Here is a 25920-nt window from a genome sequence, read left to right on the forward strand (position 1 = left end):
CCGGAACGGCATCGAGGGAGGCCCCCCGTGAAGGTCGGCTGCATCGGGCTCGGCGACATCGCGCAGAAGGCCTATCTGCCGGTCCTCACCACCCTGCCCGGCGTCGAACTGCACCTGCAGACCCGCACGCCCGCCACCCTGGCCCGCGTCGCCGACACCCACCAGATCCCTGCCGCGCGGCGCCACACCGACCTCGACACGCTCCTCGACCAGGGCATCGACGCCGCCTTCGTCCACGCGCCCACGCCGGCGCACGCAGAGATCGTCACTCGGCTGCTCGAAGCCGGCGTGGCGACCTATGTCGACAAGCCGCTCGCCTATGAACTCGCCGACTCCCAGCGGCTGGTCGCCCTGGCCGAGGAGCGCGGCACCAGCCTCGCCGTCGGTTTCAACCGCAGGTTCGCGCCCGGGTACGCCCAGTGCCTGGAGCACCCCCGCGAGCTGATCCTGATGCAGAAGAACCGCGTCGGGCTCCCCGAGGACCCGCGCACCCTGGTCCTCGACGACTTCATCCATGTCGTCGACACCCTGCGGTTCCTGGCACCCGGGCCCGTCGAACACACCGATGTGCGGGCCCGGATCGTCGACGGACTGATGCACCACGTTGTCCTCCAGCTGTCCGGCGCCGGGTTCACCGCGATCGGCACCATGAACCGGATGAGCGGCTCCACCGAGGAGATCCTCGAGGTGTCGGGCCAGGACTCCAAGCGCGAGGTCCGCAACCTCGCGGAGATCGTGGACCACAAGGGGCAGCCGAGCGTCAGGCGGCGCGGCGACTGGGTTCCGGTGGCCCGCCAGCGAGGCATCGAGCAGGCCGTGCACGTCTTCCTCGACGCCGTACGCGCCGGGAAAGTGCTCAGCGCACAGGACGCGTTGCGGACCCATGAGCTGTGCGAACGGGTCGTGCTGCGGGCTCTCGAACAGGCCGCCGGATAAACCGCAGACCCTCGGCCGCCGCCAGCGCGGCCAGCACGCCCAGCGCCCCGTACACCGCCCAGTCGCCGAACCTCGCGTACAGCGATGTACCGTCCGCTCGCGGCACGTCGTACACGGCGGCGCCGCCGGCATCCGTGGACAGCGGGTGGCCGATCGGCCGGCCGTACGCGTCGAACACGACGCTCACGCCCGTGAGCGTCGCGTGCGCCATCGGCCGGCCCGTCTCGGCCGCCCGCAACGCCGCCAGCGACGCGTGCTGTTCGGGCGCCCAGCTGTCCTGGAACGACGACGTGGCGGACTGCGCGATCAGCAGCTGGGCGCCGTCGCGCACCAGATGCCTGCTCATGTCGGGGAACGCCGACTCGAAGCAGACCAGCGGGCCGATGCGCAGGCCGTCCCCGCCGCCCTTGTCCTCGGTCAGGGTCATCACGACCGGCTCGGTGCCGCGGAGCCTGTCCTCGCTCGCGGCCCTGCCGACCGAGGTCACCCAGCCGAGCACCGAGCGGGCCGGGATGTACTCGCCGAACGGCACCAGACGCATCTTGTCGTAGCGGTCGCCGGTCGGCCCGCCCGGCCCCACGAGCACCGAACTCTTGTAGATGCCGGAGCGGCCCGCCGCCTCGTTACGCGCATCCACGTTCACCAGCAGGGGCGCACCGACGTCACGGGACAGGGCGGCGAGGCGATCCGCCAGATCGGGCCGCGCACGCAGATCGGCGCCCACGCTGCTCTCGCCCCAGATCACCAGGTCCAACGCCTTCTCCCGGCGCGCCAGATCGCGCGTCAGCTCCTCGCCCCGGTCGAACCGGCGTTCCACGCTCTCGGCACCGCTCACGACGCCGGGCTGGACCACGCCGATCCGCATCCGTGCCGACTCCCGGGGCTCCGGCGCCCACGCCCAGGCCGAGACGAGCGCCGTCGCGCACACGGCGACGCCCGCGGCGGCGGGCATCCGGGCCCTCTCGACGGCGATCAGCAGAACGAGGGAGGTATTGACCGCGAGCACCAGCAGACTGACCAGCCACACCCCGCCCACCGAGGCGAGCCGTAGCGCGGCAGGCACCTGCCACTGGCCGGCCCCGAGCAGCCCCCAGGGCCCGCCGAGGCCCTCCCAGGATCGGACGAGCTCGATCATGAGCCAGCCCGAGGGGATCACGGCGAGAGAGGCGACGGCCCGCGCCGTGGAGGGTCTGCCGCCGATCATGAACCGCACGAGCCAGGCCCAGGGACCCCACAGCAGACCGAGCAGGGCGGCGAGGACCAGCAGGAAGACATGCAGGCTGGGCAGCAGCCAGTGATGCACGGCGATCATGAACCCGATGCCGCCGAGCCACCCCTCCACGAAGGCGCGGCGACCGGTCGGCGCGCTGCGCACGAGGAGCAGCCACGGAACGAGGGCGACGTAGGCGATCCACCACAGCGAGGGCTCGGGAAACGCGAGCGCGGGCAGCGCTCCGGCGCCGACGGCGGCGGCACCCCGGCGACGGGACACACGCACGTCCCCCGACCCGCGCCCCCCGCGCCGGCTGCCGCGCAGCCGTACCCGCCAACCGCCCGGAATCCGCATGCGCGCCTCCTCCACGACCAGTGTGAGCCAAGGAGCCCAGGCGTGACAGAGCACCGCGTGCGGCTGGTGTGCGGTCCGTGCCTGCGGGGGCCTCCGGATCCGGCGGCTCGCACCTTCGGACGGCCTGACGCGCCACCCGCGAGCCGCCCGGGACGGCTCTGCCCCGGGACGGCTCTGCCCCGGGACGGCTCTGCCCCGGGACGGCTCTGCCCCGGGACGGCTCTGCACCGGCCGTGGACCAGGGGCCCCAGCCGGGTGGCCGGGGCTCCGCAGCGGGTGGCACCCGTGGCCCCTCCCAGGTTGGGCCGCCGCACCAGGTTGCCGGTCGTCAGGGATCGCTTCACCGGCGGGAGGCGGTGCGGTGGCCCGGACGGCGTTGCCGCAGAGAGCGGCCGGCCTACGGCCGGACGAGGCTGCCGTGGTCGCCTGCCTGCCGCCTGCCGCCTGCCGCCTGCCGCCCAGCAGCGTGCGCGCGCGGCGCCGGCCTGAAGCGTGATCCGGTCCGGCGAGCGGGGCCTTGCGCCGGAGACGCTGTGCGGACGGTAAGGGGCCCGTGCGCTGGGCGGCTCGGCCGGGGGCGCAGTGTTGCGGCTTGTCGGCCCGGTCCGGCTGCGGGGCGTCGCCGTGCGACGGGGGCGGCGGCATGGCGTGGTGCCGTCTCCAACCGTGAGTTGTCGCGGGGGGAAGGTTCGGCCGGTCGGGCGGCAGTGTCGCGACCCGCAGCGGGCGCCAGGCGTGCGGCCGTCTTCGACCGTCAGGCGTCGCGCTGGGCGCCCCGGTCGGGGCGCAGTGTTGCGGCTTGTCGGCCCGGTCCGGCTGCGGGGCGTCGCCGTGCTCCGGCGGTGGCGGCATGGCGTGGGCCGCCCCCCAAACCGTCAGGCGTCGCCACACGGCTTCCCCGGGCGGCGCCATTTCTCCTGGGTTGCCACGCTGTGGAGGCGCCAGACCGCCTCCCGGCGCGTCAGCGTGAAGACGTAACGGCCGCCCGAGACGAAGTCAGGCCCCGATGCCGACAGCATCGGGTTGATGTAGTCCGCCCGCACCTCGGCGCTGTCACCGGGATAGCCGCCCAGGTCCTGGAGGCTGACGCGGCGGTTGACGATCAGGTGCTGGCGGACCGGGAACAGGCGCATCGTCTCGGCCAGCCAGTCGGCGACCTCGTCCGCCGGTCCCTCGATGCCTCCGGACCCGCGGTAGTCGGCCCGCCCGCCCTCGGTGAACAGGGCCCGGTATGCGGTCCAGTCGCCGTCGTCCACGGCCACGGCGTAACCGGTGACCAGTTCGTCGATGGCGAGGCGGTCCATCACGGTCGCGAGATCCACGCGCTGCGTCATCGGGTCAGTGTCGGGCAGAGCGGGGTTCGGCGCCAGAGCCGTGCACGTCACTCCTGGAGAGCGAGGGGCGAGATACTGCGGTCATGCGCATCGATCTCGACCCGGCCCACAGCGAGCCCTCCGTCTTCTACAGGCTGCTGACCGCCACCGTCGTGCCCCGGCCGATCGCCTGGGTCTCCACCACGTCCGCCGACGGCACCGACAATCTGGCACCGCACTCGTTCTTCACCATTTCGTGTGTCGAGCCACCGGTCGTCCAGTTCACGTCTGTGGGACGCAAGGACTCGCTGCGCAACATCGAGGACACCGGCGCCTTCGTGGTCAACCTCGCTCCGGAGCCGCTGTTCGAGGAGATCAATGCCACGGCGACAGATTTCCCGCGCGGTATCAGCGAGTTCGATGCCGTCGGCATCGCCAGGGAGCCCAGTCTGCGGGTCGAGCCGCCCCGCGTGGCCGCGTCCCCGGTGGCGCTCGAGTGCCGGCTGCACAGCACGCTGCGGCTCGGTGACTCGACCGTTGTCTTCGGCCAGGTGGTGCACGCCGCCGTGAGTGAGGACGTCATGACCGACGGCCACCCCGAGGTGGCGAAGCTGGCGCCGCTGTCCCGGCTCGGCAGGGACGAGTGGGGCACGATCGGCGGCATACGCGCGATCTCACGCATCCCGTACGAGCCCTGCTAACGGCTCCTGACCGCGCGCATGACGACGAACTTCGGGTCGCCGGCCACGACGTCGCAGTTTCCGAACAGCCGCCGCAGCCGTACGTGGTAGCCCAGGTGGCGGTTCCCCACGACCCACAGCTCGCCGCCGGGCCGCAGCACGCGCCGGGCGTCGGCGAACATCCGGCGGGCGGTGGTGTCGGTCGTCGCGCGGTGCGAGTGGAAGGGCGGGTTGTTCAGCACGAGGTCCGCCGAGCCGTCGGCCAGCGCCGACAGTCCGTCGCCCACGACGAACTCCGCCTTCCCCGCGGGGACGTTGTCGCGGAACGTTGCCTCCGCGCTGGCGACCGCCGAGAACGACTCGTCCGTGAACGTGACCCGCACGTCCGGGTCGGCGAGCGCCGCCGCCGTGCCGACCACACCGTTGCCGCAGCCCAGATCCACGACGTGCTCGGCGGCGCGCCCGGTCGGCAGGTGGCGCAGGAAGAAGCGGGTGCCGATGTCCAGACGTTCGGCGCAGAAGATGCCCGCGTGGTTGGTCACCGTGCGGCCCGCGAGAGCGGCCCCCGTGTCGGGCGGCAGCTCGTAGCGCAGCGGCCACGGACTGGGCACGCGCGGCAGTCCCACGTCGGGCGTGCAGAAGATCAGCCGGGCCTTCTTGGCCGCGAGGGAGGTCCGGGTCGGCCCGAGGATTCGCTCGAACAGCTTCAGCGTCGAGGTGTGGATCTCGCTGACCATGCCGGCGCCGACGACGACTGTGTCCGCGTGGACGGCGGGCGCCAGCCGGTGCAGCTGGTCCTCCAGGAGCGCGAGGCTCTTGGGCACGCGCACCAGGAGGACGTCGACCCTCTCCGGCGGGGTGTCCCTCACCGACAGCAGCCGTACGGCCCCGGCGTCGATGCCGCTTCGCGCGAGGTTGGCCCGGGTCGCCTGCTGTCCGAGATACGAGTCGGTGATCTGGACCACGGGGTGGTGCCCCGCGAGCGAGGTGACGAGGGCGCCCCATCGGTCGCCGACGACGGCCACGGAGCCGGTCAGCGCTACGGGGGCGGCGCCGTCGATGCCGTGCAGATGCCGCAGCAGGTACTCGTCGGCGGCATCCCAGGCGCGGAGCGTGTCGCGCGGGTCCTCGGGGAAGCGGGCGAGCTCGAACGCGCCCCATGACGTGGTCAAACGGTTCATCGTGCCATCAGGCTAGCCGAGCGGGCGGTACTGCCCGGTCACAGCGGGCGGGACCGCCCGGGAGTCAGGCCGCGTAGCCCTGGTGGGCGGCGCCTCCGCGCCACTCCACCAGATGCGGGTCGTCGAGGATCATGTCCGCATCGTCGAGTCCCGCTCGCCGCAGGAACTCCACGAGATCCTTGTCACTGCGCGCGAGTCCCACGATCTCGCCGCACACGGTGACCCGCCGCCCGCCGCCGGGCGACGGCGGGTGCACGACGATGGGTGCCTGCCAGGCCATGACTCCAGGGTGCCGCGCTCGGGCCGCGTGTGCAGCCCGGAAAGCGCGAGCCCCGCAAGCACGAGCCCGAAAGCGCCGCCCCGCAAGTGAGCCCCGAACGGGGCCGGGCAGTACGTGCCTCTCGGCGTCAGGCCGCCGGGCGAACGTCCTCGCGTGCCGCAGCCGCCCACTCCACGACGAGCGCCTCGTACTCCGGCCGCCGGTGGTCGGGGAGCTCCCCGTCGGCCCACAGCTCACGGATCCGGGCGTTCAGTTCAGTGGCGGACATGGCGGTTTCACACTCGCTGCGAATGGGGGACATGGCATCAGATTACGGCCTCGCAACGGTGACCGTCCCTCATCGCACAGTGACCGTCAGCCCGCCGACTCACCCGCCTGCGGGCTCAGCACATCCGTTCCGACCAGGATGAACAGCAGGATTCCGAGCAGGATCCGGTAGATCACGAACGGCATGAAGCTCTTCGTAGTGATGAATTTCATGAACCAGTTCAAGTGTCGAGGTCCTGAGCGGCTTGACCTGCTGTTTCCATCACTCTTCAAGATTGAATGGGAGATGGCACTTTCCAGTGCCCTCCCTCGCTGGCCACGAAGCGCAGCCACCTGGTTTGCAGCGAATCGGCAATCTCCTGCTCCATGCGTCACCTGCGCGAACGCGGTCTGACCGGGGTCCGGCTCGTCATCGGGCGACCACCACCTGGGCCTTCAAGGCCATCCGCAAGGTCATGCTCGGGGCCGCCTACGACCACTGAAGGGTTCACTGGAGCCGTCGAGAAACAAGGTGTCGCGTCCACCTACCGGTGTCGTTGATCTGGTATGGCGCTTTCGGGAGGGGTGCACGGCCAACTCGCCGTGCGATTCGAGGTGTTGCTGCCACATCTGAATGGCTGCAGCGACGGTTGATGTGTGCGACGGAAGCCCGGCTGCTCGGGTATGGCGGCATCCGTGCCGTCGCCCGTGCCGCCAACGTGAGCGAGACGACGGTCCGCCGGGGCGTCTTCGAGCTGGAAGCCGGTGAACAGCCGCTTCCCGGAGGACGGGTACGCAGGCCAGGTGGGGACGCAAGCGTGCCGAGGAGGTCGACTCCGGAGTGCTGCCCGCGCTGATGGCGCTGGTCGATCCGGAGGAGCGAGGCGATCCGGTGTCGCCACTTCGCTGGACGACGAAGTCGCTGCGGAGCCTGGCAAAGGAACTGACCCGCCAGGGGCACTCCGTCTCAGCGATGACGGTGGGCCGGTTGCTGAAGGAGAGCGGGTGCAGCCTGCAGGCCCAGGCCAAGACGCTGGAGGGGAAGCAGCATCCAGACCGGGACGTCCAGTTCCGCTACATCAACGAGCAGGTCAATCTGCACCAGGGTGGCGGCGAGCCGGTGATCAGCGTGGACACGAAGAAGAAGGAGATGCTCGGCCAGCTGCCGAACGTGGGCCGCCAGTGGCGACCGAAGGGCGACCCGGTCCAGGTGGAGGACCACAGCTTCTTCACCGGCCCGAAGGGTGACACCGCGATCCCCTACGGCATCTACGATCTGACCGCCGACACCGGCTGGGTCAACGTCGGCGTCGACCACGACACCTCCACCTTCGCGGTCGCCTCCATCCTGTGCCGCTCGAAAAGTCATCGCCGCAGGTGAGCCGGGTGCGGTCAGTCCGCTGGGATCATGTCCTGCGTGATCGTGTCCTTGCTGTACAAGGTGACTCGGAAGCTGCTCGCTGTTCCATCGGTGCTCCTGCGTCGCGGGACGGCGAAGGAGGCGGAACTGCTGGTGCTGCGGCACGAGAAAGCGGTCCTGCGTCGCCAGTTGCCTGGACCGGTCCGCTATGAGCCTGCCGACCGGTTCTGGTTCGCCGCCCTGTCCGGGCTGATACCCCAGCGCCACTGGCTCAAGATCTTCCCTGTCACCCCTGGCACCCTGCTTGCCTGGCACCGCAGGTTCATCGCCGTGAAATGGGATTACACCGCGCGCCGGGGCACCGGCCGTCCACCCACCCCGGCAGCGATCAAGAAGCTCGTCGTGCGGCTGGCGAGCGAGAATCCGACGTGGGGGCACCAGAGGATCCAAGGGGAACTGGCCCGACTCGGGCATCGGATCGCCGCCTCGACGGTGTGGGCGATCCTCCACGCGGCCGGCATCGACCCTGCTCCACGTCGCTCAGGCCCCACCTGACGCGAGTTCCTGACCGTGCAAGCCGAGGGCATCATCGCGGCAGACTTCTTTCACATCGACACCGCCCTCGGCAGGCGGTTGTACGCGCTGGTGTTCCTCGAGCACGGCACCCGGCGGCTGCACATCACCGGGGTCACCGTCCGCCCGACCCGGGACTGGGCGGTGCAGCAGGCGCGGAATCTCACCGCCGACCTGGGCATACGCATTAATTCCCTGCGCTTCTTGCTGCGCGACCGCGATGGCAAGTACCGCGAGGCGTTCGACACCGTCTTTGAGGCCGAGGAGATGGAGATCCTCAAAAGTGCGCCACAGGCTCCCCGTATGAACGCGCACTGCGAACGCATCATCGGCAGCATCCGACGCGAAGCCCTCGACCACGTCCTCATCGGACCGCATCCGGAGGTCGAGTCTGGCGCACGCACTCCGCGGCCTCCACTGGACTTCCGAATACGTTCCGAATACTATGGATTCATGACCACCGCAGCAGATCTCCCCGCGGCGACTCGGCGCTCCTCGGACCTGAGCAAGCGCTCCGCCGAGGTCTTCGCCGAGGCCGAGGACCACCCCGTGACGGTGACACGGCGCGACGGCGAGGCTCTGGTCCTGATGTCGCAGCGCGAGGCCGAGGGCCGTGCCCGCTTGCTGAACTTTGCCGCGCAGCTCATCACCGTCACCCTCGACGACCGCGGCTCGCTCGCCGAGCGGATGTCCAAGGCCTTTCCTTGGATGCTCGCGCTGTCGCCGGCCGACCGGGAGTCCTGCGCGCAGGACCTCGTCGATGCGGCGCGCGCGTCGTTCTCCACCGACCAGCCGCACCTCGCGATCGCAGAGCTGACCTCCTGGAAGGAGACGGCCACCGCCGTCGCGGCCGGGCTCAGCAGCGGCAGCGCCGGTCTGGAGTGGCTCGACGACGATGAGACCGTGGAGCGTCCGTAACCGTGGCAGCCGCCAGGAAGGGCGAGCTGGTTCCTCGCCCTCCGAAGAAGATCGAGTACGAGATCCGCTTCGCCACAGCCGACGCGCAGAAGGGATGGCGCGACCTCGTCGCGACGATCCGCAACCCCATGACGGAGACCTGGGACTTCCTCACGCGGACGCCACTGTCCACGACGCCGACGAACTATCGGCTCAAGGGTGAGCTCGGCGTCATCGAGCGTGGTGGCGCGACCCATGAGCGGTGGCAGCACAAACCGACTGCGAAGGGCACCGCGCGCATCTGGTTCTACGTCCACGAGCGCACGGTTTTCCTGGAGCAGGTGCACACGAGCCACCCGAACGAGACGAAGTAGGCGGGCTTCGCAGCGCCGCACATCGTCGATGAGCGCGCATCCGATGGGGATGATCGCCGTGTGGCTGCCGCGACCGGCGAGGTGCTTCACCAACTGCGAGTTATTGCCTATTTGTATCCCTCGGCACGCCTCTGACCAGGCGTTTTGTGTGGTTGGTCGAGAGTGAGGCCAAACGGCGGCGGTGAACAGGGTTAAGAACGGCAATCGAAGCATGTCTCAGTACGTGCTACGCCAACTTGTCGGTTCTTGAGCTGATCGGCTCGGATGCCAGAGAATCTGGTCGCTGACTCGCTGCTACCGGCGGTCACACTAGAGTCTCGCACAAGCGCCCCGTCAGGTTCCTTGGGTTCTAATGAACGTCGCAACACCCGATCTTCGGGAACGCGATGAACTTGAGGAAGACGGCGCCGGGCCGCCCCCTGGTCGAGGAGCGACGGAAGTTCCTTGAACTCGTTGGCCAGGGGGTGAGCATCAGAGAAGCTAGTCGGATCATCGGCATCAATCGCCGGACCGGACAAGAGTGGATGAATGGCCGCAAACCCCGCATCAAGACCACTGTGCGGACCGGGAAGTGAACACGACCCGAGATTCATCCCATCGCGGGCGAGAAGCGGGCCTTCGTCCCTCACCCCCTGGCAGAAGACAAGGTGGCGAGAGGGGCGGGGCAGCCCATTTCCTGTCGCTACCTGTCCGAGGCGGAGCGCATCCGTATCGCTGACCTGCGGCGGGAGAAGAGGAGCATTCGGTCGATCGCGGCCGAGCTGGGCCGTAGCCCGTCGACCATCAGTCGCGAGATCCGCCGCAACTGCAACTCAAGCGTTCGGCCGAGCCACCCGAGCTACTACCGCCCTTTTGCTGCTCACAAGCGCGCCGAGACACGGCGGGCTCGCCCCAAGCCTCGGAGGATCGAGACGTGCCCTGAGCTGCGGGACTTAATCCAGGCGCGCTTGGGTGAGAAGTGGAGCCCTGAGCAGATCGCGAACATCCTGCGCCGGCAGTTCTCGGACCGCCCGGAGATGCATGTGACGCACGAGACGATCTATCGCGGCCTGTATGCCCAGGCGCGGGGTGGGCTGTGGCGCGAGATCAGTCGGCGCCTTCGTACCGGCCGCTGCATGTCGAATCCGGGCCGAATTCGGTCCGAGTATTGTCGTCCCTGTCTCACCGTCCATGCAGCAGATCCGGGCATTCCGGGCGTTACGGGTGGTCCAACGCCGGTCTGTAGTGGACATTCAAGCGGCGGACGAATTCACAAGTACATGTACGAGGGGTCTTCTTGTCGACCCGCTCTCTGGCTGAACTCGATCAACGATGGTGCGCCCCGCAGCAGACCCTGGAAGTGATCACTGGCGAGAGCGTCTCGCTGACCGCTCCTGCCAAGAACCACTGGTTTCTGGCAAAAGCGGTGGTGTGCGGCATGGCGTTCGGCTCCCGTCGTTGGGTCGTGGCGATATCGTCGGAACGAGTTGTGCGGGGGGTTGCGTCCTGAGAAGTGGTGTACGGGTTCCCACCTGATCCGGGCGTTTGCCTCGGCGTCGGAGTGAGTGTCCGGATACAAGAACGGCCACCGGCTGATCTTCGAGTTGTCGAAGCTCGAAGGAGATCAGCACGATGACCGCACCTGACAGTCTGCCGCTGCACGCCCTCGCCGAGGACAACCTGGCCGCGGCGAGTCCCGACCTGCTGCGCGCGATGGTCAAAACGTTCGCCGACGCACTCATGTCCGCCGAGGCCGACGCCCTCTGCAACGCCGAATACGGGCAGGTCAGCGACGAACGCGTCAACCACCGCAACGGATATCGCCCGCGCGAGTGGGACACCCGGGCCGGCACCGTCGAACTGGCCATCCCCAAGCTGCGCCAGGGCAGTTACTTCCCGCACTGGCTCCTGGAACGACGGCGCCGGGCCGAGCAGGCCCTGATCTCGGTGGTCGCCACCGCCTACCTGCTCGGCGTCTCCACCCGCAGAGTCGAGAAACTCGCTGAGTCCCTCGGAGTCACGCAGCTGTCGAAGTCCCAGGTCAGTGCGATGGCCAAGCACCTGGACGAGCAGGTCGCCGCCTTCCGTAACCGGCCTTTGGAGGCCGGGCCCTACTCGTTCGTCTGGGTGGACGCGCTGACCCAGAAGGTCCGCGAGGGCGGCCGCATCATCAACGTCCACGCGCTGATCGCGGTCGGCGTCAACGCCGACGGACACCGCGAGATCCTCGGCCTGGACGTCGCCACCGCCGAGGACGGCGCCGGCTGGCTCGCCTTCCTGCGCTCGCTGATCGCCCGCGGCCTGTCCGGTGTCCAGCTGGTCATCTCCGACGCGCACGCCGGCCTGGTCGACGCCATCGGCGCGGTGCTGCCCGGCGCGTCATGGCAGCGATGCCGCACGCATTACGCCCGCAACCTGCTCAGTCAGGTTCCGAAATCGGCCCAGCCGTGGGTGGCCACGCTGCTGCGGACCATTTTCGAACAGCCCGACACCGACGCGGTCCGGGCCCAGATGGCACACGTCCTGGACGCCCTGGAGGCCAAGTTCCCCAAAGCAGCAGCCCACTTGGACACTGCCCAGCACGACCTGCTCGCCTTCACCGCGTTCCCGCGCGAGATCTGGCGGCAGATCTGGTCGAACAATCCGCAGGAACGGCTGAACAAGGAGATCCGGCGTCGCACCGACGTGGTCGGCATCTTCCCCGACCGCACCGCCGTCATCCGGCTCGTCGGCGCGGTGCTGGCCGAGCAGAACGACGAGTGGACCGAGGCCCGCCGCTACATGGGACTCGACCTGCTGGCCAAGGCCCGCCTCCACCCGATCGAGTTAGAAACTGACGAGACCGGTGGGACTGGCGTTGCCAGACGGTCGTCCTCGACGCGCTGGAATGTCTGCAGCGTTCCGCCCGGTGATCGCTCGGAGCGGCGCCCTCACTCCATTCAGGGGCATTTGCGACAGCCGCGCGACTTGATCACGGGGAGATGGTGGACATAGTCCACCATCTCCTTCCTTCCTCTCTCACCGCCCGGTCGAGTCTGGCGTACCCAGTGATCGTCGCCAACGATCAGTGCGCTCCCATGCGGCGGGAGTGCCCTACGCGTCCTACGCCGCTTTGGATGACCGCTGGTAGGCGGCCGGCTCAGGGGGTAGTCCGCGCAGCACTCGGTGTACAGGCCGGAACAGGAATCGGAAAACGTGTCTGACGCGACCGAGATCGTGTCCGCGCCGGGAGCTTCGGACGTCACCAGTGCCGGGCACAGTTCACGGTCAGGAATCTGCGTCGCGGGTACAGGAAGAGGACCAGGTGACCGGTTGAGCGCGGAGCACACGGCCCTTTTTGGTCGCCTCGGGCAAGCTTCAGGTTCAGGAGGACGGGATGCGTCTTTACCACAGCCGTCCCACGGACCCCGGGTACCGCCGCGTGCGGCACGGGCGCGGCTTCCGGTACCTCGACACTCACGGCGAGCCGCTGCGCGACGCTGCGGCGCTGGCCAGGATCCGGGCGCTGGTCATACCGCCGGCCTGGCGTGATGTGTGGATCTGCGCCCGGCCGAACGGGCATCTGCAGGCCGTGGGCACCGATGCCGCCGGACGCCGCCAGTACCTGTATCACCCGCAGCTCCGGGCCGAGCAGGAGGAGGCCAAGCACCACCATGTGCTTGACGTCGCCGAGGTCCTGCCCGTGGTACGGGAGGCCGTGGAGGGCCATCTGAGCGATCGGGGGCTGACCCGGCAGCGGGTTCTGGCCACGGCGTACGGCTGCTCGACCTCGGTTCTTCCGCGTCGGCAGCGAGCGCTACACCGAACTGAACAACAGCTACGGCCTGACCACGCTGCTGCGCGAGCACTCTCGCTGGCAGGAGCTGGCCGGCCTGGAGATCACCGCCAAGGACTTCCGTACCTGGCACGCCACCGTCATGACCGCCGTGGCACTGGCTGTCTCGGAGCCCGTCGCGCGCAGCGAGACCGCCCGGCGCCGGGCTATCGCCCGGGCGGCGCGCGAGGTGGCCGGGTATCTCGGCAACACCCCCGCAGTCTGCCGTGTCTCTTACATCAACCCGCGAGTGATCGAGATGTATGAGGAGGGGGTGACGGTCGCCTCCGCGCTGCCGTACCTCGGCGACGAGGGCGCGTACGGCATTCCCGCCACCCAGGGACCTGCCGAACGGGCCGTGCTGCGCATGCTCCGCAACGGACGCCCACCGGAGACCGGGTAACACCTCAGACGGGTGCAATGGGAGCCGCAGAGGGCCATGCCCACCCCCGGCTGCGATACCGGCGGCGTCGGGCTCCGGCCGCGGAAGCAGCGAAGACGTCGGCATGGACGGCCGTCCGCCAGGACCCAGAACCCGCCGTGGGTGAGAAGCCGAGCCAGGTCCCTCGCCGTCGTCGTCGGCGGGTTCCTCCTGGCGCGGGTCGAGCCGGGCGACTCTGTCTCGGGTAGGCGCTCAAGCCGACGGGGCGCAGTCGTCACCAGCGGGGTTTCCCCGGCGTCTGACCGGGTGACCCGGGGGTAAAGCCTGAAGATCTCGCTATGAAGAAGGGCCGATCCGATGGGTGGCGCACCGAAGGACATGGACCAGGCAGCGCGGCAGGATGACGATGTTGTGGCTCTGCTGCTGGAACAGCACTCCATGATCAGGGAGCAGTTCGGCACCGTGAACGGCAGCCGTGGCGCGCTGAAGCAGAAGGCGTTCGATGAGCTGCGGGCCATGCTTGCCGTCCATGAGACGGCAGAGGAGATGATCGTGCGTCCGGCTGCGGCGGACACCGCCGGGAAGGCGGAGGCCGATGCGCGCAATCAGGAGGAGGCCGCAGCCACCAAGGTGCTGGCGGACCTGGAGAAGATGGACGTCGACAGCACCGAGTTCGACACCAAGTTCGCCGAGTTCCAGCGCTCCGTGCTGGCGCACGCCGAACACGAGGAGAACGAGGAGTTCCCTCCCCTGCGGGCGGGCAAGTCCGAGGAGGAGCTGCGGACGATGGGACAGCGGCTGCGATCGGTGGAGAAGATGGCTCCCACGCATCCGCACCCGACGGCGGCCGGGTCCCCCAAGGCCCAGTGGTTGACAGGGCCGTTCGCCTCGATGATGGACCGCGCCCGTGACGCGCTGAGCCGCACCTGACCGACAACAGCCTTGGGGCGCTCCGAAGGCGCCCCTCGGTGGCGTCTTGGCTACTTGCTGCGCGGAGTTTCTGTCGCCACAGGACACACACTGCGGCACTGATGCTTGTCGCGCAGGCCATGACCGCACAGGCGCATGCGGCATGGCGTCTGAGGAGGGGGACCTGTCCCCGAGTGGTGGACACCTCTGATCCCGGCCCCGGCAGGGGCCGGGTAGGAGGCATCTTTTATGGTGATGAAGGTCTACTCGCCCGAGTTCAAGGCGGACGCCGTCGCGCTGTACCTGTCGGACCCGAGCCACACCTTCGAGGGCATCGGCAAGGATCTGGGGATCAGCCGCGAGACGCTGCGTAACTGGGTACGGGCCGAACGGGCCCGCCACGGCGGGGGCAGCACGACGAGCACGAGCACGGAGAAGAACACGGTGGATTCCCTGCCGACGGCCGAGGAGCTTCAGGCCGAGAACGAGGCCCTGCGCCGGGAGCTGGCGGCAGCGCGCAAGGAGATGCACAAGCTCGCCACCGAACGGGACATTCTCCGCAAGGCGACGAAGTTTTTCGCACAAGAGATGACCTGGTGACCAACCGCTTCCAGTTCATCGAGGACCACCACCGCGCCTGGGGCGTGAAGCGGTTGTGTGCCGTGCTGGAGGTCGCCCGCTCCAGCTTCTACAAGTGGCGGGCCGGCCGCGAGGCCCGCGCCGCACGTGAACAAGCAGATGCCGCGCTCGCCGAGCGGATCAGGGCCGTCCACGCCGAGTGGGACGGCACCTACGGCCGCCCGAGGATCACCGCCGAGCTGAGCGGCGACGACGACGAGCGCGTGAACCACAAGCGCGTCGGCCGGGTCATGCGCAAGTTCGGCATCGCCGGGCTGCGGCTGCGCAAGCGCCAGGCCACCACCGTGCCCGAACCGTCCGCCACACCGATGCCCGACCTGCTGGAGCGCGACTTCACCGCCAGCGCCCCGAACACGAAGTACGTCGGCGACATCACCTACCTGCCGGTGAGCGACGGCGAGTTCCTGTATCTGGCGACCGTGATCGACTGCTTCTCCCGCCGCCTGGTGGGCTGGTCGATCGCCGACCACATGCGCACCTCGCTGGTCACCGACGCGCTCCGGGCAGCCGCCCAGGTCCGCGGCAGCCTGGCCGGCGCCGTCTTCCACAGCGATCACGGAGCCCAGTACAGCTCCCGCGAATTCGCTGGTGTCTGCGCCGAGTTGGGTGTCAGGCAGTCCATGGGCGCGGTCGGCACCAGCGCGGACAACGCCCTCGCCGAGTCATTCAACGCGACCCTCAAACGCGAAACGCTCCGTGGCGCCCGCCGCTTCGACGGGGCCCGCGCCTGCCGCCTGGCCGTCTTCCGCTGGACCACCCGCTACAACACCCGCCGACGGCACTCGGCGAACGGACAGCAGGCGCCGATAGCCTACGAACAGCAGTCAGCTACCCTGACGCTTGCCGCATAACGACACGAACAGGTGTCCACTCCTCGGGGACAAGGCCCAGGGTCGTGCCGGAGTTCGGTGGCGAACAGCAGCTTGATCCCTTTTGATCCGTCGTCGTCAGCCACGACACGGTCACCTGGCCTCTGCTGCGGCGTGCCGCCGTTGGGACCGGTGAGATGGGGTCGGTGTGGGTTGCCATGAGATTCCTCGATGCGGATCCGTCGATGCATGGCAGGTTCGGGCGGAGGTCGCATGACTGCACGAGCCCTCAGCCGGCCCTCGTTACCGGGCGGTGCGTCGCTGCGGCCGAGTGGCCGATTACGTCGTCCATGTCAGTGACATGTGGTCATCGGGGGCCGGGAGTTGGAGGAGGAACGCAGTTCGGTTCACACGTAACTCCAGGTTCCGCATGCTTGTATGAGGGTGGTGGGGATGTCGGTCCGCGTGGGCGGTGGGCGGGCGGGGCCGGGGCGGCCGGAGTGGATGGCAGGGCTCCAGTCACCCAGCCCTGGAAGTCGGTGCGTCGGGTCCGGACCTGGCGATGGCCGTGCGCCGCATCGGCTTCGCCAGTCAGGTCACCGACAGGCCGAACCCGGCGCAACAACCTGGAGCAGCCGCTGCCCGGCCCCGGCGCCGTCCACGGCGAACTCAACGGTCACGCGCTGCGGCGCAGCCACTACACCGAATGGCTCGGCCACCACCCCGCCCTCCAGCTCGTCGCCTTGGCCGCCGGCCTCACCGCCACCGCGGCCATGCCTGTCGCCGCCTACGTCACCGGGCGTATTCGGCGTCCCTCCTGGCAGACGCGAGTGGCACGGCAGGCCGCAACACTCGTGCTGCAGGGACGCCGCGGGGCCGAGCGGCGGTGGAGCGGAAACCGTTTCGTGCGGCCATGACCTGACGCGCGTGCCGGGCAATCTGGCTTGCGCCCGCCCACGCCCCCATCGCGCGGGCCGCGGCGGGAAACCGCAGCCGTCGGGGGCTCGTCGAGCCAGCAGCCCACCGGCACTGCGTCCGGCCTGCCCGCGCATCGGAGATCAACCTCATGGGTACACGGCCGGTGGCGACGGGGGTCGTGGGAACTGGGAGCACTCGATGTTGATGGCGAACCCGGCGGTACTGCGAAACCTGCTGGAGGAGTACGAGGCGCTGGTGTCCTTGCATGCCGAGACCGGCGGAGCGCGGGCGCGGCAGCGGATGGAGGACGTGGCCTATACCCTGTGCGTCTCGACAGGGACAAAGGACGTGGACAGCGCCCTGGCCGCTGCACGGCAGCAGCTGGGGAGCGGCGCTGGACGATGAGCACCGCGGAGGCGCTGGTCGCCGGGGCTGAGCAGGCGCGTGCGGCGGTCGGCGGGTAGGCCGGGAAGGCGGCAGTTGCCGTCTGTCAGGAGGCAGCTTTGGTGAGGGCGCTGATGAGCTCGTCTTTGTTCATCTTCGACCGGCCGGGGATGTCGAGTTCGGTCGCCTGCTCGTACAGCTGACCTTTGCTCAGTTGCTTGAGCTGATCCTTTCCGCCTCGTGCGGCCTTCTCCTTCTTCTTGCCGTCTTTCTTCCCGCCGGCTTGGAGCCGCTTGACCTTTCTCTGGCCGGGGGAGGGCCGCTCGCGGCCTTTGCGGGTCTGGTCGACGCTGCGCTGGAGGGCCTCCATCAGGTCGATGACGTTGGTGGCCTGCGGCGGTGCCTCCTCGCTGACGATCTCCTGGCCCTTCGCCTTGGCGTCGACCAGTTCCTTCACCCGCTCCTCATAGGTGTCGTGGTAGTCCTCGGGGTTCCAGTCGATGGACAGCGCGCCGATCAGCTGCCGGGCCATGTCCATCTCCTTGCCCTTGGCTTCGCCACGCCCGGGCAGTACCGGCAGCTCCTGGTGCGGGTCGCGAACCTCGTCCGCCCAGTGCAGCGTGTGCAGCACGAGCACCTCTTCCTGCGCGCGCAAAGCGACGAGGTACTGCTTGCCGCGCATCACGAACGTGGCGATGCCGGTCTTGTTCTCCTTCTCCAAGGCAGCGCGCAGCAGCTCGTAGACCCCGGTGTACTCCTCACCCTTGGGGGCGAGGTAGTAGGTGCGGTCGAAGTACACCGGCTCGACCTGCTCGAGGTCGACGAAGCCGGTGATCTCGACGACCTGGGACTTGCCCGGGGCGATCTCGTCCAGCTCGTCGGGTTCGACGATCACGTAGTCGCCGCCGCCCAGGTCGTAGCCCTTGACGATGTCGTCGTAGTCGACCTCCTTGCCGGTTCTCTCGTTCACCCGCTGGTAGCGGATGCGGTCGGAGGTGTCGCGCTGCAGCTGGCGGAAGTGGACGGTGTGGTCCTCGGTGGCGGTGAACAGCTGCACGGGCACTGTGACTAGCCCGAATGTCAGCACTCCGCTCCAGATCGCTCGTGCCATCGTTGCTCCCTGCCCTTCTTCTCAAGTTCGTGACGGTGTGCGGCGCACCTGTTCGGCGAGCTTGCGGGCGTGCGCGGCAGAGTCCTCGGCCCGGCGCCGGGCTTCGCGGACGGCACGGTCGGCGTCACGGGCTCGCCGGGCGGCATCACGGGCCTGACGTTTGTCGCTCTCGGCTTCCTTCAGCTGCTGGGGCAGCTCGGCGATGCGCTGCTCGGCCTGCTGCTGGAGCTCCTCCGCCCGGTCGCGCTCCTGCTGGGCGTCGGCGAGGGACTCTTCCTGCTCCTTGAGCTGCCGCTCGGCGTCCGCCGCCTCCTGCTGGGCCCGCTGAAGGCGCTCTTGCTGCTCTTCTCGGCGAGCTCGGGCGGCATCCAGGTCGGCCACCCGTCCGGAGGGTTCGCTTCCGCGGCTGCGAGCCGGGCGCTCCGCGGGTGCCTGGGGCAAGGCGGAAAAGCCGACGAGGGCGCTCAACGGCTTGGTCAGACGGCCCTGGGCCCACTGCTGGGCCGCATCCGGGTCGGCCAGCACCGCGTGCAGCGTCTCCTGGACCTCACGCTGGACGTCTTCGCTGATGCGCTGCCCGGCCTCGGCGGTGAGCCGTCCGGCCTGCCGGGCCAGCGCGAACGTCACCTGCCGCTGCCGCGCCGACAACTCCCGCAGCTGCTCGCCGTCCAGATTCCGGTGGGCTTGGCGCAGCGCTTCACCGAGCTGCAGCAGCCGTTCGGCCTCGTCCGGCTGCTCGCGCACCAGCAGGTTGCTCGCCCAGGCCGCCAGGGTGGGGCGGCGCAGCCGACGGATCTGTTCGGCCAGCTCCCGGTAGCCTGCGGAGCGGGCGCCCTTGGCCCGCTCGTTGCGGGTGGCGGTGAAGTCACCCGGCGCGAGGCCGTAGAGCTCGTCGGTGACAGCGTCCAGATCCACCCCGCCCTCCCACCACCCCCTTGTGTAGATTTTGTCACTATTTATGAGGGTATGTGGTGGATGTGGTCGTGACTCCTCCGCTTGAGCCGATGCTCGCCCGTTCCGTGGATGTGCTGCCGGGGCCTACCGCGCTGCCCGGCGGTACGTTGTACGAGCCGAAGTACGACGGCTACCGGCTCCTGGTCTTCGCGCGTGGAGGTCAAGCCTTCCTGCAGTCACGCAACCAAAGCGACTTCACCGCCGCCTTTCCCGAGATCACAGACGCCGCCCGGACGCTGGACGAGGACGTCGTCCTGGACGGCGAGGTGATCATCTACCGGGAGGGCCGGCTGGACTTCGCCGCCCTGCAACAGCGGATCAACCGCAGACCCGCCACCGCGGCCCGCCTCGCCCGCGAACAGCCCGCCCACCTGATCGCCTTCGATTTGCTTTCGCACGCCGGGGGCGAGCTGCTCGGCCGACCGTACCGAGACCGTCGGGCGGCCCTGGAGTCGCTGTTCAAGGGGCACCGTCTTGCGGCGCCGTGGGCGCTTACTCCCGCCACGACCGACCCGGAGCAGGCCCGGCAGTGGATGCGCCGGTGGGCGGCCGTCGGAGTAGAAGGAGTGGTGGCCAAGGGCTACGCCCAGCCGTACCAGCCCGGGCGCAGAGGCTGGCAGAAACACCGCGCGCGGGACACCGCCGAAGGCGTCATCGGCGCAGTCACCGGCACCCTCCGCAGTCCGCAGACGCTTCTGCTCGGGCGCCACACGGAGCAGGGAGAGTTCCGGCTGGTCGCCCGAAGCACCCCCTTGCCGGACGGGCTGCGCAGTGACCTCTCACAACTGCTCACCCGGGCCGGGCCCGGCCATCCCTGGCACGATGTGCGTGTCTCCTCGCACTGGGGAAGCCGGGATCCATTGGACTTCATACCCGTGGCCCCCGCACTGGTGGCCGAGTTCTTCGGCGACGTGGCCGTCGACGCCGGCCGCTGGCGCCACCCTGTACGCGTGCGCCGGCTTCGCAGCGACATGACCCCCGACGATGTACCCCGGCTGGAGGAAGGCCGTGCTGGCACGCTCCCGAAGCGGCGGCAACCGGCGTACCCACAAGCAAAGCAGCACACCATGGCGGCCAAGAAACCCAAACGCACCCTCTATCACGTCACACCGGCAGGGGAGCGCAGTGGTGCCGGCCGTTGGCAGGTCGAACACGAGGAGGGCCGCCGCAGACTGCGTGAGCCGCACCGTACCCGGAAAGAGGCCATCAGCGCGGCGCGCGCACAGGCCAAGGAGCACGAACCCGCGCAGGTCATCGTCTACGGCCGCGACGGGCGCGTCCGCGCCGAGTACACCTACGGCGACGACCCGCGCCGCACCCCGCATGACCCCGCCGCGTGAGACGAGCAACGTCTGCGCGGGCTCTACGAGCTGATCAGCAGGGACGTGTTCCGTTGGTTGCTGGTGGACACGTCGGCCGCCGAGGGCGCCCGGCGACCACACCGTCCCGAGCCCACACGCAACGGCGGAACCCGCTATGCCGCTCGGGAGACCGACTGGTATGGGGTCGGCCCCGGGGGTACCCAGAGGACGCCGGGGGCGGACTCGCGCACGCGGGCGCCCGAGCAGCGAGGGAGCGGGCCATGGGACGGCAGGGGCAGCGGACGGAGCAGAGCCGGGCCACGCGTCTGCGCCGGACCGCCGCCGATGTCTTCGGCTGGGACTCCCTCCTGCCCGAGCAGCTGACCGCCATGGAATGGGTGCTGGAGGGCGAGGACACCCTCGTGGTGATGCCGACCGGATCGGGCAAGTCCGCCATCTACCAGGTCCCGGCCCTGATGCTGTCCGGCCCGGTGGTGGTCGTGTCGCCACTGCTGGCCCTGCAGCGGGACCAGATCGCCGGCCTGCCGGACGGCGTCGGCGCTCCCGGTGCCGTCGCGGTCAACTCCGACCTCGGCACGGCCAAGACGCAGGACGCGTGGGAGGCCGTGGGCCGGGGCGAGGCCCGATTCCTGTACCTGTCGCCGGAGCAGCTGGCCAAGGACGAGGTCGTGGAGCGGCTGGCCGACGCTGGTCCCGCCCTGTTCGTGGTGGACGAGGCCCAGTGCGTTTCCTCGTGGGGCCACGACTTCCGCCCCGACTACCTGCGGCTGGAGCAGGCGGTACGCCGCGTGGGCAGACCACCGGTGCTGGCGCTGACCGCGACCGCCGCTCCACCGGTGCGCAGAGAGATCGCGCAGCGGCTGGGCATGGTCCGGCCGAGGCTGATGGTGACGGGATTCGACCGGCCGAACATCAAGCTGGAGGTCCGCCGCTTCCTGGAGGAGGACGAGCGGCGCCTGGCCGTGGTGGAGCGTGCCGCCGCCGAGCCCAAGCCGGGCATCGTCTACGCCGGGACCCGTAAGGACAGTGAGTACTACGCCCGGGAACTGGCCTCCCTGGGACTGGCGGCCGAGGCGTACCACGCCGGACTGCGCGCCGCCGAACGCGAACGGATCCACGACTCCTTCCTCTCGGGTGCGGCGGACGTCGTGGTGGCGACCTCGGCGTTCGGCATGGGCATCGACAAGGAGGACGTACGGTTCGTCCTGCACGCGTCGCTTCCCGGGTCCCTGGACGCCTACTACCAGGAGATCGGCCGCTGCGGCAGGGACGGGCACCCGGCCCTCGCCGTACTGCACTACCGGTCCGAGGACACAGGAATGCAGACCTACTTCGCCGGCCGCACCCCAGGCCGCGACACCCTGTCCGACGTGGCTGACGCTGTCCACGATCATCGCGCGGATCCCGCCGGCCTGGACGAGTTGCGCCAGGACACGGGCCTGCCCAGGAACCGGGTCACCGCCGCGGTGAACCTGTTGGAGGAGGCCGAGACCGTCGCCACAGGGGAGGAGGGCGAGGTGCGTCCGTCCCCCGGCGTGTCTCCCGGTCGGGCGGTCGAACAGGCAACGCACGCTGCGCAGGCGCATCGCCGGACCGACCGGTCGCGGGTCGAGATGGCCCGCGCGTACGCCGAGACGGCCGGTTGCAGGCGGCATTTCCTGGTCGGCTACTTCGGCGAGGACTACGCAGCGCCGTGCGGGAACTGCGACGCGTGCGAGGAGGAGGGCGCCGAGAGCGGGCACGGGGAGAAGCCGACTCACCCCGCGGCGGCGTCCTACCCCGTAGGGACCGAGGTCCGGCACCAGCAATGGGGCGAGGGCACGGTGCTGAGCGAGGACCAGGACCGCATCACGGTGCTGTTCGGCCAGGCCGGTTACCGCAGGCTCTCCCTGGAGGCGGTGGCCGGGCGCGACGACCTGCTCGCGGTGGTGCGCAGACCGGGCGAGGAGCGGTCCGCCACCTGACGCTGGGCCGTTCCCGGCTCCGCCCTGTGAACCCCATGGCAGCGTGAGGAACCACCCTGTGGGCACTCGCCGAGCTGTGAGAGAGGCTTTCCGGTGGTTTAGTCACTTATTGAGCATCTAGTGGTCAAAAGGAGAAAAGGGGCCGTCGATGCGAGTACGTGATTCCGTGGTGCTGATCACCGGCGCGTCCAGTGGCATCGGTCGGGCCACTGCCGTCGCTTTCGCCCGTAAGGGCTGCCCGGTCGTCCTGGCCGCGCGGCGGGAGGAAGCGCTGGAGGCGGTCAGGCAGGAGTGCGAGCGCCACCGGGGCGCGGAGGCGCTCGTCGTGCCGACCGACGTCACGGACGCAGGCGCGGTCGAGGACCTGGCCCGGCGTGCGGTGGAGCGGTTCGGCCGGATCGACGTGTGGGTCAACTCCGCGGCCGTGACCGTGTTCGGCCCCTTCGAGGAGGTTCCCCTGGAGGACTTCCGCAAGGTCCTGGACGTCAACGTCATGGGGTATGTCCACGGGGCCCGCGCAGCCCTTCGTGTGATGCGCGAGCAGGGCGAGGGCACGCTGGTGAACGTCTCGTCCATCGTCGGGGTGGTGAGTCAGCCGTACACCCATGCGTACGGCATGTCCAAGTACGCCATCCGGGCTCTGAGCGCGAGCCTGCGCCAGGAGCTCCGTCTCGACAAGGCGAAGGACATTCACGTGTGCACGGTCCTGCCGGCCACGATCGACACTCCGCTGTTCGAGCACGCGGCGAACTACACGGGACGCAAGCCGGTGGCGATGCCCCCGGTCTACAGTCCCGAACGCGTCGCCCGGACCATCGTGGACCTGGTGCGCGTGCCCCGGCGGGAGGTCGTGGTGGGGCCGATGGGCCGTTCCATGGTGTGGCAGTCCAGGGTCGCGCCGGGGCTGGTGGAGCGGATGATGGCCCGTCAGGTGGACAAGAGCCACCTGTCCCGCAAGGAGCCCGCTCCGGCCGGCCACGGCAACCTGCATGTGCCCGCGCCTGGGGAGGGAGCGGCCCACGGCGGTTGGGGCGGACGCCGCCGTACCGCGATGCGACGGCTGACCACCGCCACGCTGCTCGCGGGCGTGGCGGCGGGTGTGGCACGACGGGTCCGTACCTCTTGACCAGTCGGGAGACACACGAGTTCACCCCTGCGGCCGGTACCCGCGTCCACGCGGCCGTCCTGGGGCCGCCCGGGGTGCCCGAGGCCGTGTGCGTCCACGGCCTCGGCTGCTCTTACCGCTACTGGCTGCCGTTCGCCAGGGCCCTGACGCCGTATGCCAGGACTGTGGCGGTGGACCTTCCCGGCTTCGGCCGCACCCGGGGACCCAGGCGCGCCCTCGATGTCCGGGGGCTGTCGCTCGCACTGGCCGACTGGCTCCGCGCCACCGCGCGGGGACCGGCGGTGCTCGTCGCCAACTCGACCGGCTGCCAGGTCGTCGTGGACCTGGCCGTCCACGCGCCCGAGCTGGTGGGGCCGGTCCTGCTGAACGGTCCGACGTTCGACCGCAACGCCAGGTCGTGGCCGATTCAGACGGGTCGCCTACTGCGCGACGCCCGCTGGGAGCGGCCGTCCCTCGGGGTGGCCCTGGCCGCGAGCTACGCCGACTGCGGCGTGCGCCGGGCCCTGCACACATACCTGCGCATGGTGCGCGATCCGGTGGAACGCAAGCTCCACCACCTGCGCACCCCCGTCGTCGTGGCGCGCGGGACGAGGGACCCGATCGTGCCGAGGGCGTGGGCGGAGGAGGTCACCGGGCTGCTGCCGGACGGCCGCCTTGCCTCGGTGCCGGGCGCCGGACACACGCTGAACTACTCGGCGCCGCGCGAGCTCGCCCGCATCACCCGGACGCTGCTGCCCGAGAGCGCTCATGCGCCGGGGACGCCGGAGAGGGAAGGCCGATCCGATGCGTCGCCTTGAGGCCGCGCGGTACCTGACGGACTTCGACTCCTCCGTCAACATGGTCCGCGCGGTGGCCTCCTTCCTGAGAGGTGAAGACCATCGCGGGCTGTCGGTGGGGCCAGGCTCCCCGAGGCTCGCCGCTCTCCTGTCCGCGCCGCCGCGACCGGTTCGACGCCGTATGTTCGAGCTCATGGGCTTCTCCCAGGGCATTCCGCTCGACCGGGTGCGTCATGTGACGTCGGAGGACCTGGATACCTGGGTGGTACGGCAGTACGGGCAGGGCCCTTACCCGGCCGTGGTGATCGGGGCACCGAGCGGCGGGGCGGTCCACCTGGCCGCCGCCCTTCGCGCACCGTTCCTGCCGCAGACGCTGCTCGTGGCCGTACGGGATGTCGCCACGTACCCCGACGACCCGGTCGGCGCCATGGAGGCCGTGGCTCCGAGCGCGCGCATGGTGGCGGCGAGAAACCCGGACCTGGCCGTCCATCACATGCACGATCCCGCCCAGGACAGGCCCATGCTGCAGAAGATGGCGTACCTGCGGCTGAAGAAGCAGCGTCTTGGGCGGGTGTACGAACGCTTCCTCGAGCAGTGCCTGGCGCCCGGGGCCACGGTCATCCAGCTGGAATGCACCCGCGACTGGCGCAGCCGGAAAGTGGGCGAACGCACCTTCCTTCAGTTCGGCTGTCTGGGTGGGGTGACGGAAGAGGAGTACCACTCCAGTGGCGAACGCATCTCCCGGTATCTGCGGGCCGAGGGTTCGCCGTACGACCACTGGGAGCCGCCCGAGCCGGACGCTCGCCGCCCGGAAGCGGAATGGGGGTTCGACCCCGCCCTCGCCCCCGACATCCGGCGGACCGCCGACGTCAACGGTTACGTACTGCGCCGTCTCGTCGTCCACGAGCCGCAGGACCTCAGCCCGTTCGTCGCCGACCTCCACCGATGGTGGTACCGGCGGCGTGGCCTCACCGGTGACCGGCTGCTCGTCGAGTCCTACGTTCAGTGGGACCCACTGTGGACGCTGCGGCTCGGAGCCGTACCGTTCTGGATGAGGTTCAACATGCAGCCTTCGTACGACGCGCTGAAGACCTACCTCGACGCGAGCGAACCCTATGGAGCAATTCACCTGAACCTCTTCTCCCAGGGGCTGAGGTCCCCAGGCGTCGTCCCGCTGGAGCGGTTCGCGGATCTCGTCACCTCCCGGGCCACACGCACGGGTCAGATCATCGGCGTGGACGAACGCGCCTACCCCTCCGACACCGGCAGCAGCTTGCGCTACCAACCGGCCTTCGAATCGCTGCCACCACGACACCCGCTGCCTCCACCGCTGACGGTCGAAGCGGTGGACACCTTCCTCGGGCAGGCCACCCGCAGTTACGAGGTTGAGTGGGCCTGACCTCGGCCGGCCAGGCAGCCGGAGTAG

Annotated in this window: 22 protein-coding genes and 4 pseudogenes; 18 read left to right on the top strand and 8 right to left on the bottom strand. The window is 69.6% G+C overall.

Annotated features, from left to right (window positions below; translation table 11 throughout):
- Nucleotides 1–27 precede the first annotated feature (27 nt).
- Nucleotides 28–936, top strand: coding sequence for a Gfo/Idh/MocA family protein (locus tag ACH5AF_RS23135; RefSeq protein WP_398903769.1), 909 nt, complete (start codon nt 28–30; stop codon nt 934–936).
- Here the strand turns inward: ACH5AF_RS23135 and lnt are convergent.
- Nucleotides 857–2503 (bottom strand): apolipoprotein N-acyltransferase, encoded by a 1647-nt coding sequence (lnt, locus tag ACH5AF_RS23140; RefSeq protein WP_398903772.1) that lies wholly within the window; start codon nt 2501–2503, stop codon nt 857–859. The genes ACH5AF_RS23135 and lnt overlap by 80 nt on opposite strands.
- Before the next feature lie 875 nt (nt 2504–3378).
- Entirely contained in the window at nt 3379–3837 is a 459-nt protein-coding gene (locus ACH5AF_RS23145) for a nuclear transport factor 2 family protein (protein WP_398903773.1), read from the bottom strand.
- An 83-nt stretch (nt 3838–3920) separates the two neighbouring features.
- Between ACH5AF_RS23145 and ACH5AF_RS23150 the strand changes: the two genes are divergently transcribed.
- Entirely contained in the window at nt 3921–4517 is a 597-nt protein-coding gene (locus ACH5AF_RS23150) for a flavin reductase family protein (protein WP_398903775.1), read from the top strand.
- On the opposite strand, the gene ACH5AF_RS23155 is transcribed toward ACH5AF_RS23150, so the two are convergent.
- From ACH5AF_RS23155 to ACH5AF_RS23170, 4 genes and pseudogenes are all read right to left on the bottom strand, one after another.
- Nucleotides 4514–5677, bottom strand: a complete 1164-nt coding sequence (locus tag ACH5AF_RS23155) for a methyltransferase (RefSeq protein WP_398903777.1) — start codon at nt 5675–5677, stop codon at nt 4514–4516. The genes ACH5AF_RS23150 and ACH5AF_RS23155 overlap by 4 nt on opposite strands.
- A 64-nt stretch (nt 5678–5741) precedes the next feature.
- The gene (locus tag ACH5AF_RS23160) at nt 5742–5957 is read right to left on the bottom strand and encodes a hypothetical protein (RefSeq protein WP_398903779.1); all 216 of its coding nucleotides are present in this window, start codon (nt 5955–5957) and stop codon (nt 5742–5744) included.
- 127 nt (nt 5958–6084) lie between these two features.
- Complete coding sequence (locus ACH5AF_RS23165; protein WP_398903781.1) at nt 6085–6225, bottom strand: hypothetical protein; 141 nt, start codon at nt 6223–6225, stop codon at nt 6085–6087.
- Between the two features lie 86 nt (nt 6226–6311).
- A pseudogene (locus tag ACH5AF_RS23170) lies at nt 6312–6443 on the bottom strand (undecaprenyl-diphosphatase); the annotation flags it as partial.
- 327 nt (nt 6444–6770) lie between these two features.
- Between ACH5AF_RS23170 and ACH5AF_RS23175 the strand changes: the two are divergent.
- From ACH5AF_RS23175 to ACH5AF_RS23225, 11 genes and pseudogenes are all read left to right on the top strand, one after another.
- Nucleotides 6771–7551: pseudogene (locus ACH5AF_RS23175) on the top strand (ISAzo13 family transposase); the annotation flags it as partial.
- A 69-nt stretch (nt 7552–7620) separates the two neighbouring features.
- Nucleotides 7621–8118, top strand: a complete 498-nt coding sequence (locus ACH5AF_RS23180) for an integrase (protein WP_398903782.1) — start codon at nt 7621–7623, stop codon at nt 8116–8118.
- A 15-nt stretch (nt 8119–8133) separates the two neighbouring features.
- A complete protein-coding gene (locus ACH5AF_RS23185; protein WP_398903784.1) occupies nt 8134–9054 on the top strand; it encodes a hypothetical protein in 921 nt (306 codons plus the stop codon).
- A 2-nt stretch (nt 9055–9056) separates the two neighbouring features.
- Nucleotides 9057–9407 (top strand): hypothetical protein, encoded by a 351-nt coding sequence (locus ACH5AF_RS23190; RefSeq protein ID WP_076094230.1) that lies wholly within the window; start codon nt 9057–9059, stop codon nt 9405–9407.
- 386 nt (nt 9408–9793) lie between these two features.
- Nucleotides 9794–9982, top strand: a complete 189-nt coding sequence (locus ACH5AF_RS23195; protein ID WP_398903786.1) for a helix-turn-helix domain-containing protein — start codon at nt 9794–9796, stop codon at nt 9980–9982.
- A 72-nt stretch (nt 9983–10054) separates the two neighbouring features.
- Complete coding sequence (locus ACH5AF_RS23200; protein ID WP_398903788.1) at nt 10055–10750, top strand: transposase; 696 nt, start codon at nt 10055–10057, stop codon at nt 10748–10750.
- A 268-nt stretch (nt 10751–11018) separates the two neighbouring features.
- A pseudogene (locus ACH5AF_RS23205) lies at nt 11019–12200 on the top strand (IS256 family transposase); the annotation flags it as partial.
- A gap of 562 nt (nt 12201–12762) precedes the next feature.
- Nucleotides 12763–13603 (top strand): annotated as a pseudogene (locus tag ACH5AF_RS23210) (DNA topoisomerase IB).
- A 336-nt stretch (nt 13604–13939) separates the two neighbouring features.
- The gene (locus tag ACH5AF_RS23215) at nt 13940–14512 is read left to right on the top strand and encodes a hemerythrin domain-containing protein (RefSeq protein WP_398903790.1); all 573 of its coding nucleotides are present in this window, start codon (nt 13940–13942) and stop codon (nt 14510–14512) included.
- A gap of 228 nt (nt 14513–14740) precedes the next feature.
- Nucleotides 14741–15981 (top strand): IS3 family transposase gene (locus ACH5AF_RS23220; RefSeq protein ID WP_398903791.1). Its coding sequence is split into 2 segments (ribosomal slippage): nt 14741–15065 and nt 15065–15981, totalling 1242 coding nucleotides; the frame shifts between segments, so codons are not numbered across the junction.
- Nucleotides 15982–17055: 1074 nt separating this feature from the next.
- Nucleotides 17056–17262 (top strand): DUF5133 domain-containing protein, encoded by a 207-nt coding sequence (locus tag ACH5AF_RS23225; protein ID WP_398903793.1) that lies wholly within the window; start codon nt 17056–17058, stop codon nt 17260–17262.
- Between the two features lie 85 nt (nt 17263–17347).
- On the opposite strand, the gene ACH5AF_RS23230 is transcribed toward ACH5AF_RS23225, so the two are convergent.
- A complete protein-coding gene (locus ACH5AF_RS23230) occupies nt 17348–18352 on the bottom strand; it encodes a Ku protein (protein ID WP_398903795.1) in 1005 nt (334 codons plus the stop codon).
- A 21-nt stretch (nt 18353–18373) separates the two neighbouring features.
- Nucleotides 18374–19267, bottom strand: coding sequence for a hypothetical protein (locus ACH5AF_RS23235; protein WP_398903797.1), 894 nt, complete (start codon nt 19265–19267; stop codon nt 18374–18376).
- Between the two features lie 68 nt (nt 19268–19335).
- On the opposite strand from ACH5AF_RS23235, the gene ACH5AF_RS23240 reads away from it, so the two are divergent.
- The 5 genes from ACH5AF_RS23240 to ACH5AF_RS23260 all read left to right on the top strand — a co-directional run bounded on the left by ACH5AF_RS23240 (nt 19336) and on the right by ACH5AF_RS23260 (nt 25893).
- Nucleotides 19336–20646: a DUF2188 domain-containing protein gene (locus ACH5AF_RS23240; protein WP_398903799.1), complete on the top strand. Its 1311-nt coding sequence runs from the start codon at nt 19336–19338 to the stop codon at nt 20644–20646.
- Between the two features lie 242 nt (nt 20647–20888).
- Nucleotides 20889–22592 carry a RecQ family ATP-dependent DNA helicase gene (locus ACH5AF_RS23245; RefSeq protein WP_398903801.1) on the top strand — a complete coding sequence of 568 codons (1704 nt, stop codon included), beginning with the start codon at nt 20889–20891 and terminating at the stop codon, nt 22590–22592.
- Between the two features lie 148 nt (nt 22593–22740).
- Nucleotides 22741–23718, top strand: coding sequence for an SDR family oxidoreductase (locus ACH5AF_RS23250; protein WP_398903803.1), 978 nt, complete (start codon nt 22741–22743; stop codon nt 23716–23718).
- Nucleotides 23715–24515: an alpha/beta fold hydrolase gene (locus ACH5AF_RS23255; RefSeq protein ID WP_398903805.1), complete on the top strand. Its 801-nt coding sequence runs from the start codon at nt 23715–23717 to the stop codon at nt 24513–24515. The genes ACH5AF_RS23250 and ACH5AF_RS23255 overlap by 4 nt, the downstream gene beginning before the upstream one ends.
- The gene (locus ACH5AF_RS23260) at nt 24502–25893 is read left to right on the top strand and encodes a hypothetical protein (protein WP_398903807.1); all 1392 of its coding nucleotides are present in this window, start codon (nt 24502–24504) and stop codon (nt 25891–25893) included. The genes ACH5AF_RS23255 and ACH5AF_RS23260 overlap by 14 nt, the downstream gene beginning before the upstream one ends.
- Nucleotides 25894–25920: the final 27 nt, after the last annotated feature.

It is taken from the genome of Streptomyces sp. NPDC018833 (assembly GCF_044390825.1).
In the GTDB taxonomy this organism is placed as follows: Bacteria; Actinomycetota; Actinomycetes; order Streptomycetales; family Streptomycetaceae; genus Streptomyces.

Coding starts and splice junctions, on each gene's coding strand:
- lnt (WP_398903772.1), bottom strand. CDS start 2,503: ATGCGGATTCCGGGCGGTTGGCGGGTACGGCTGCGCGGCAGCCGGCGC.
- ACH5AF_RS23145 (WP_398903773.1), bottom strand. CDS start 3,837: ATGACGCAGCGCGTGGATCTCGCGACCGTGATGGACCGCCTCGCCATC.
- ACH5AF_RS23150 (WP_398903775.1), top strand. CDS start 3,921: ATGCGCATCGATCTCGACCCGGCCCACAGCGAGCCCTCCGTCTTCTAC.
- ACH5AF_RS23155 (WP_398903777.1), bottom strand. CDS start 5,677: ATGAACCGTTTGACCACGTCATGGGGCGCGTTCGAGCTCGCCCGCTTC.
- ACH5AF_RS23160 (WP_398903779.1), bottom strand. CDS start 5,957: ATGGCCTGGCAGGCACCCATCGTCGTGCACCCGCCGTCGCCCGGCGGC.
- ACH5AF_RS23165 (WP_398903781.1), bottom strand. CDS start 6,225: ATGTCCGCCACTGAACTGAACGCCCGGATCCGTGAGCTGTGGGCCGAC.
- ACH5AF_RS23195 (WP_398903786.1), top strand. CDS start 9,794: ATGAACTTGAGGAAGACGGCGCCGGGCCGCCCCCTGGTCGAGGAGCGA.
- ACH5AF_RS23215 (WP_398903790.1), top strand. CDS start 13,940: ATGGGTGGCGCACCGAAGGACATGGACCAGGCAGCGCGGCAGGATGAC.
- ACH5AF_RS23225 (WP_398903793.1), top strand. CDS start 17,056: ATGTTGATGGCGAACCCGGCGGTACTGCGAAACCTGCTGGAGGAGTAC.
- ACH5AF_RS23230 (WP_398903795.1), bottom strand. CDS start 18,352: ATGGCACGAGCGATCTGGAGCGGAGTGCTGACATTCGGGCTAGTCACA.
- ACH5AF_RS23245 (WP_398903801.1), top strand. CDS start 20,889: ATGGGACGGCAGGGGCAGCGGACGGAGCAGAGCCGGGCCACGCGTCTG.
- ACH5AF_RS23250 (WP_398903803.1), top strand. CDS start 22,741: ATGCGAGTACGTGATTCCGTGGTGCTGATCACCGGCGCGTCCAGTGGC.
- ACH5AF_RS23260 (WP_398903807.1), top strand. CDS start 24,502: ATGCGTCGCCTTGAGGCCGCGCGGTACCTGACGGACTTCGACTCCTCC.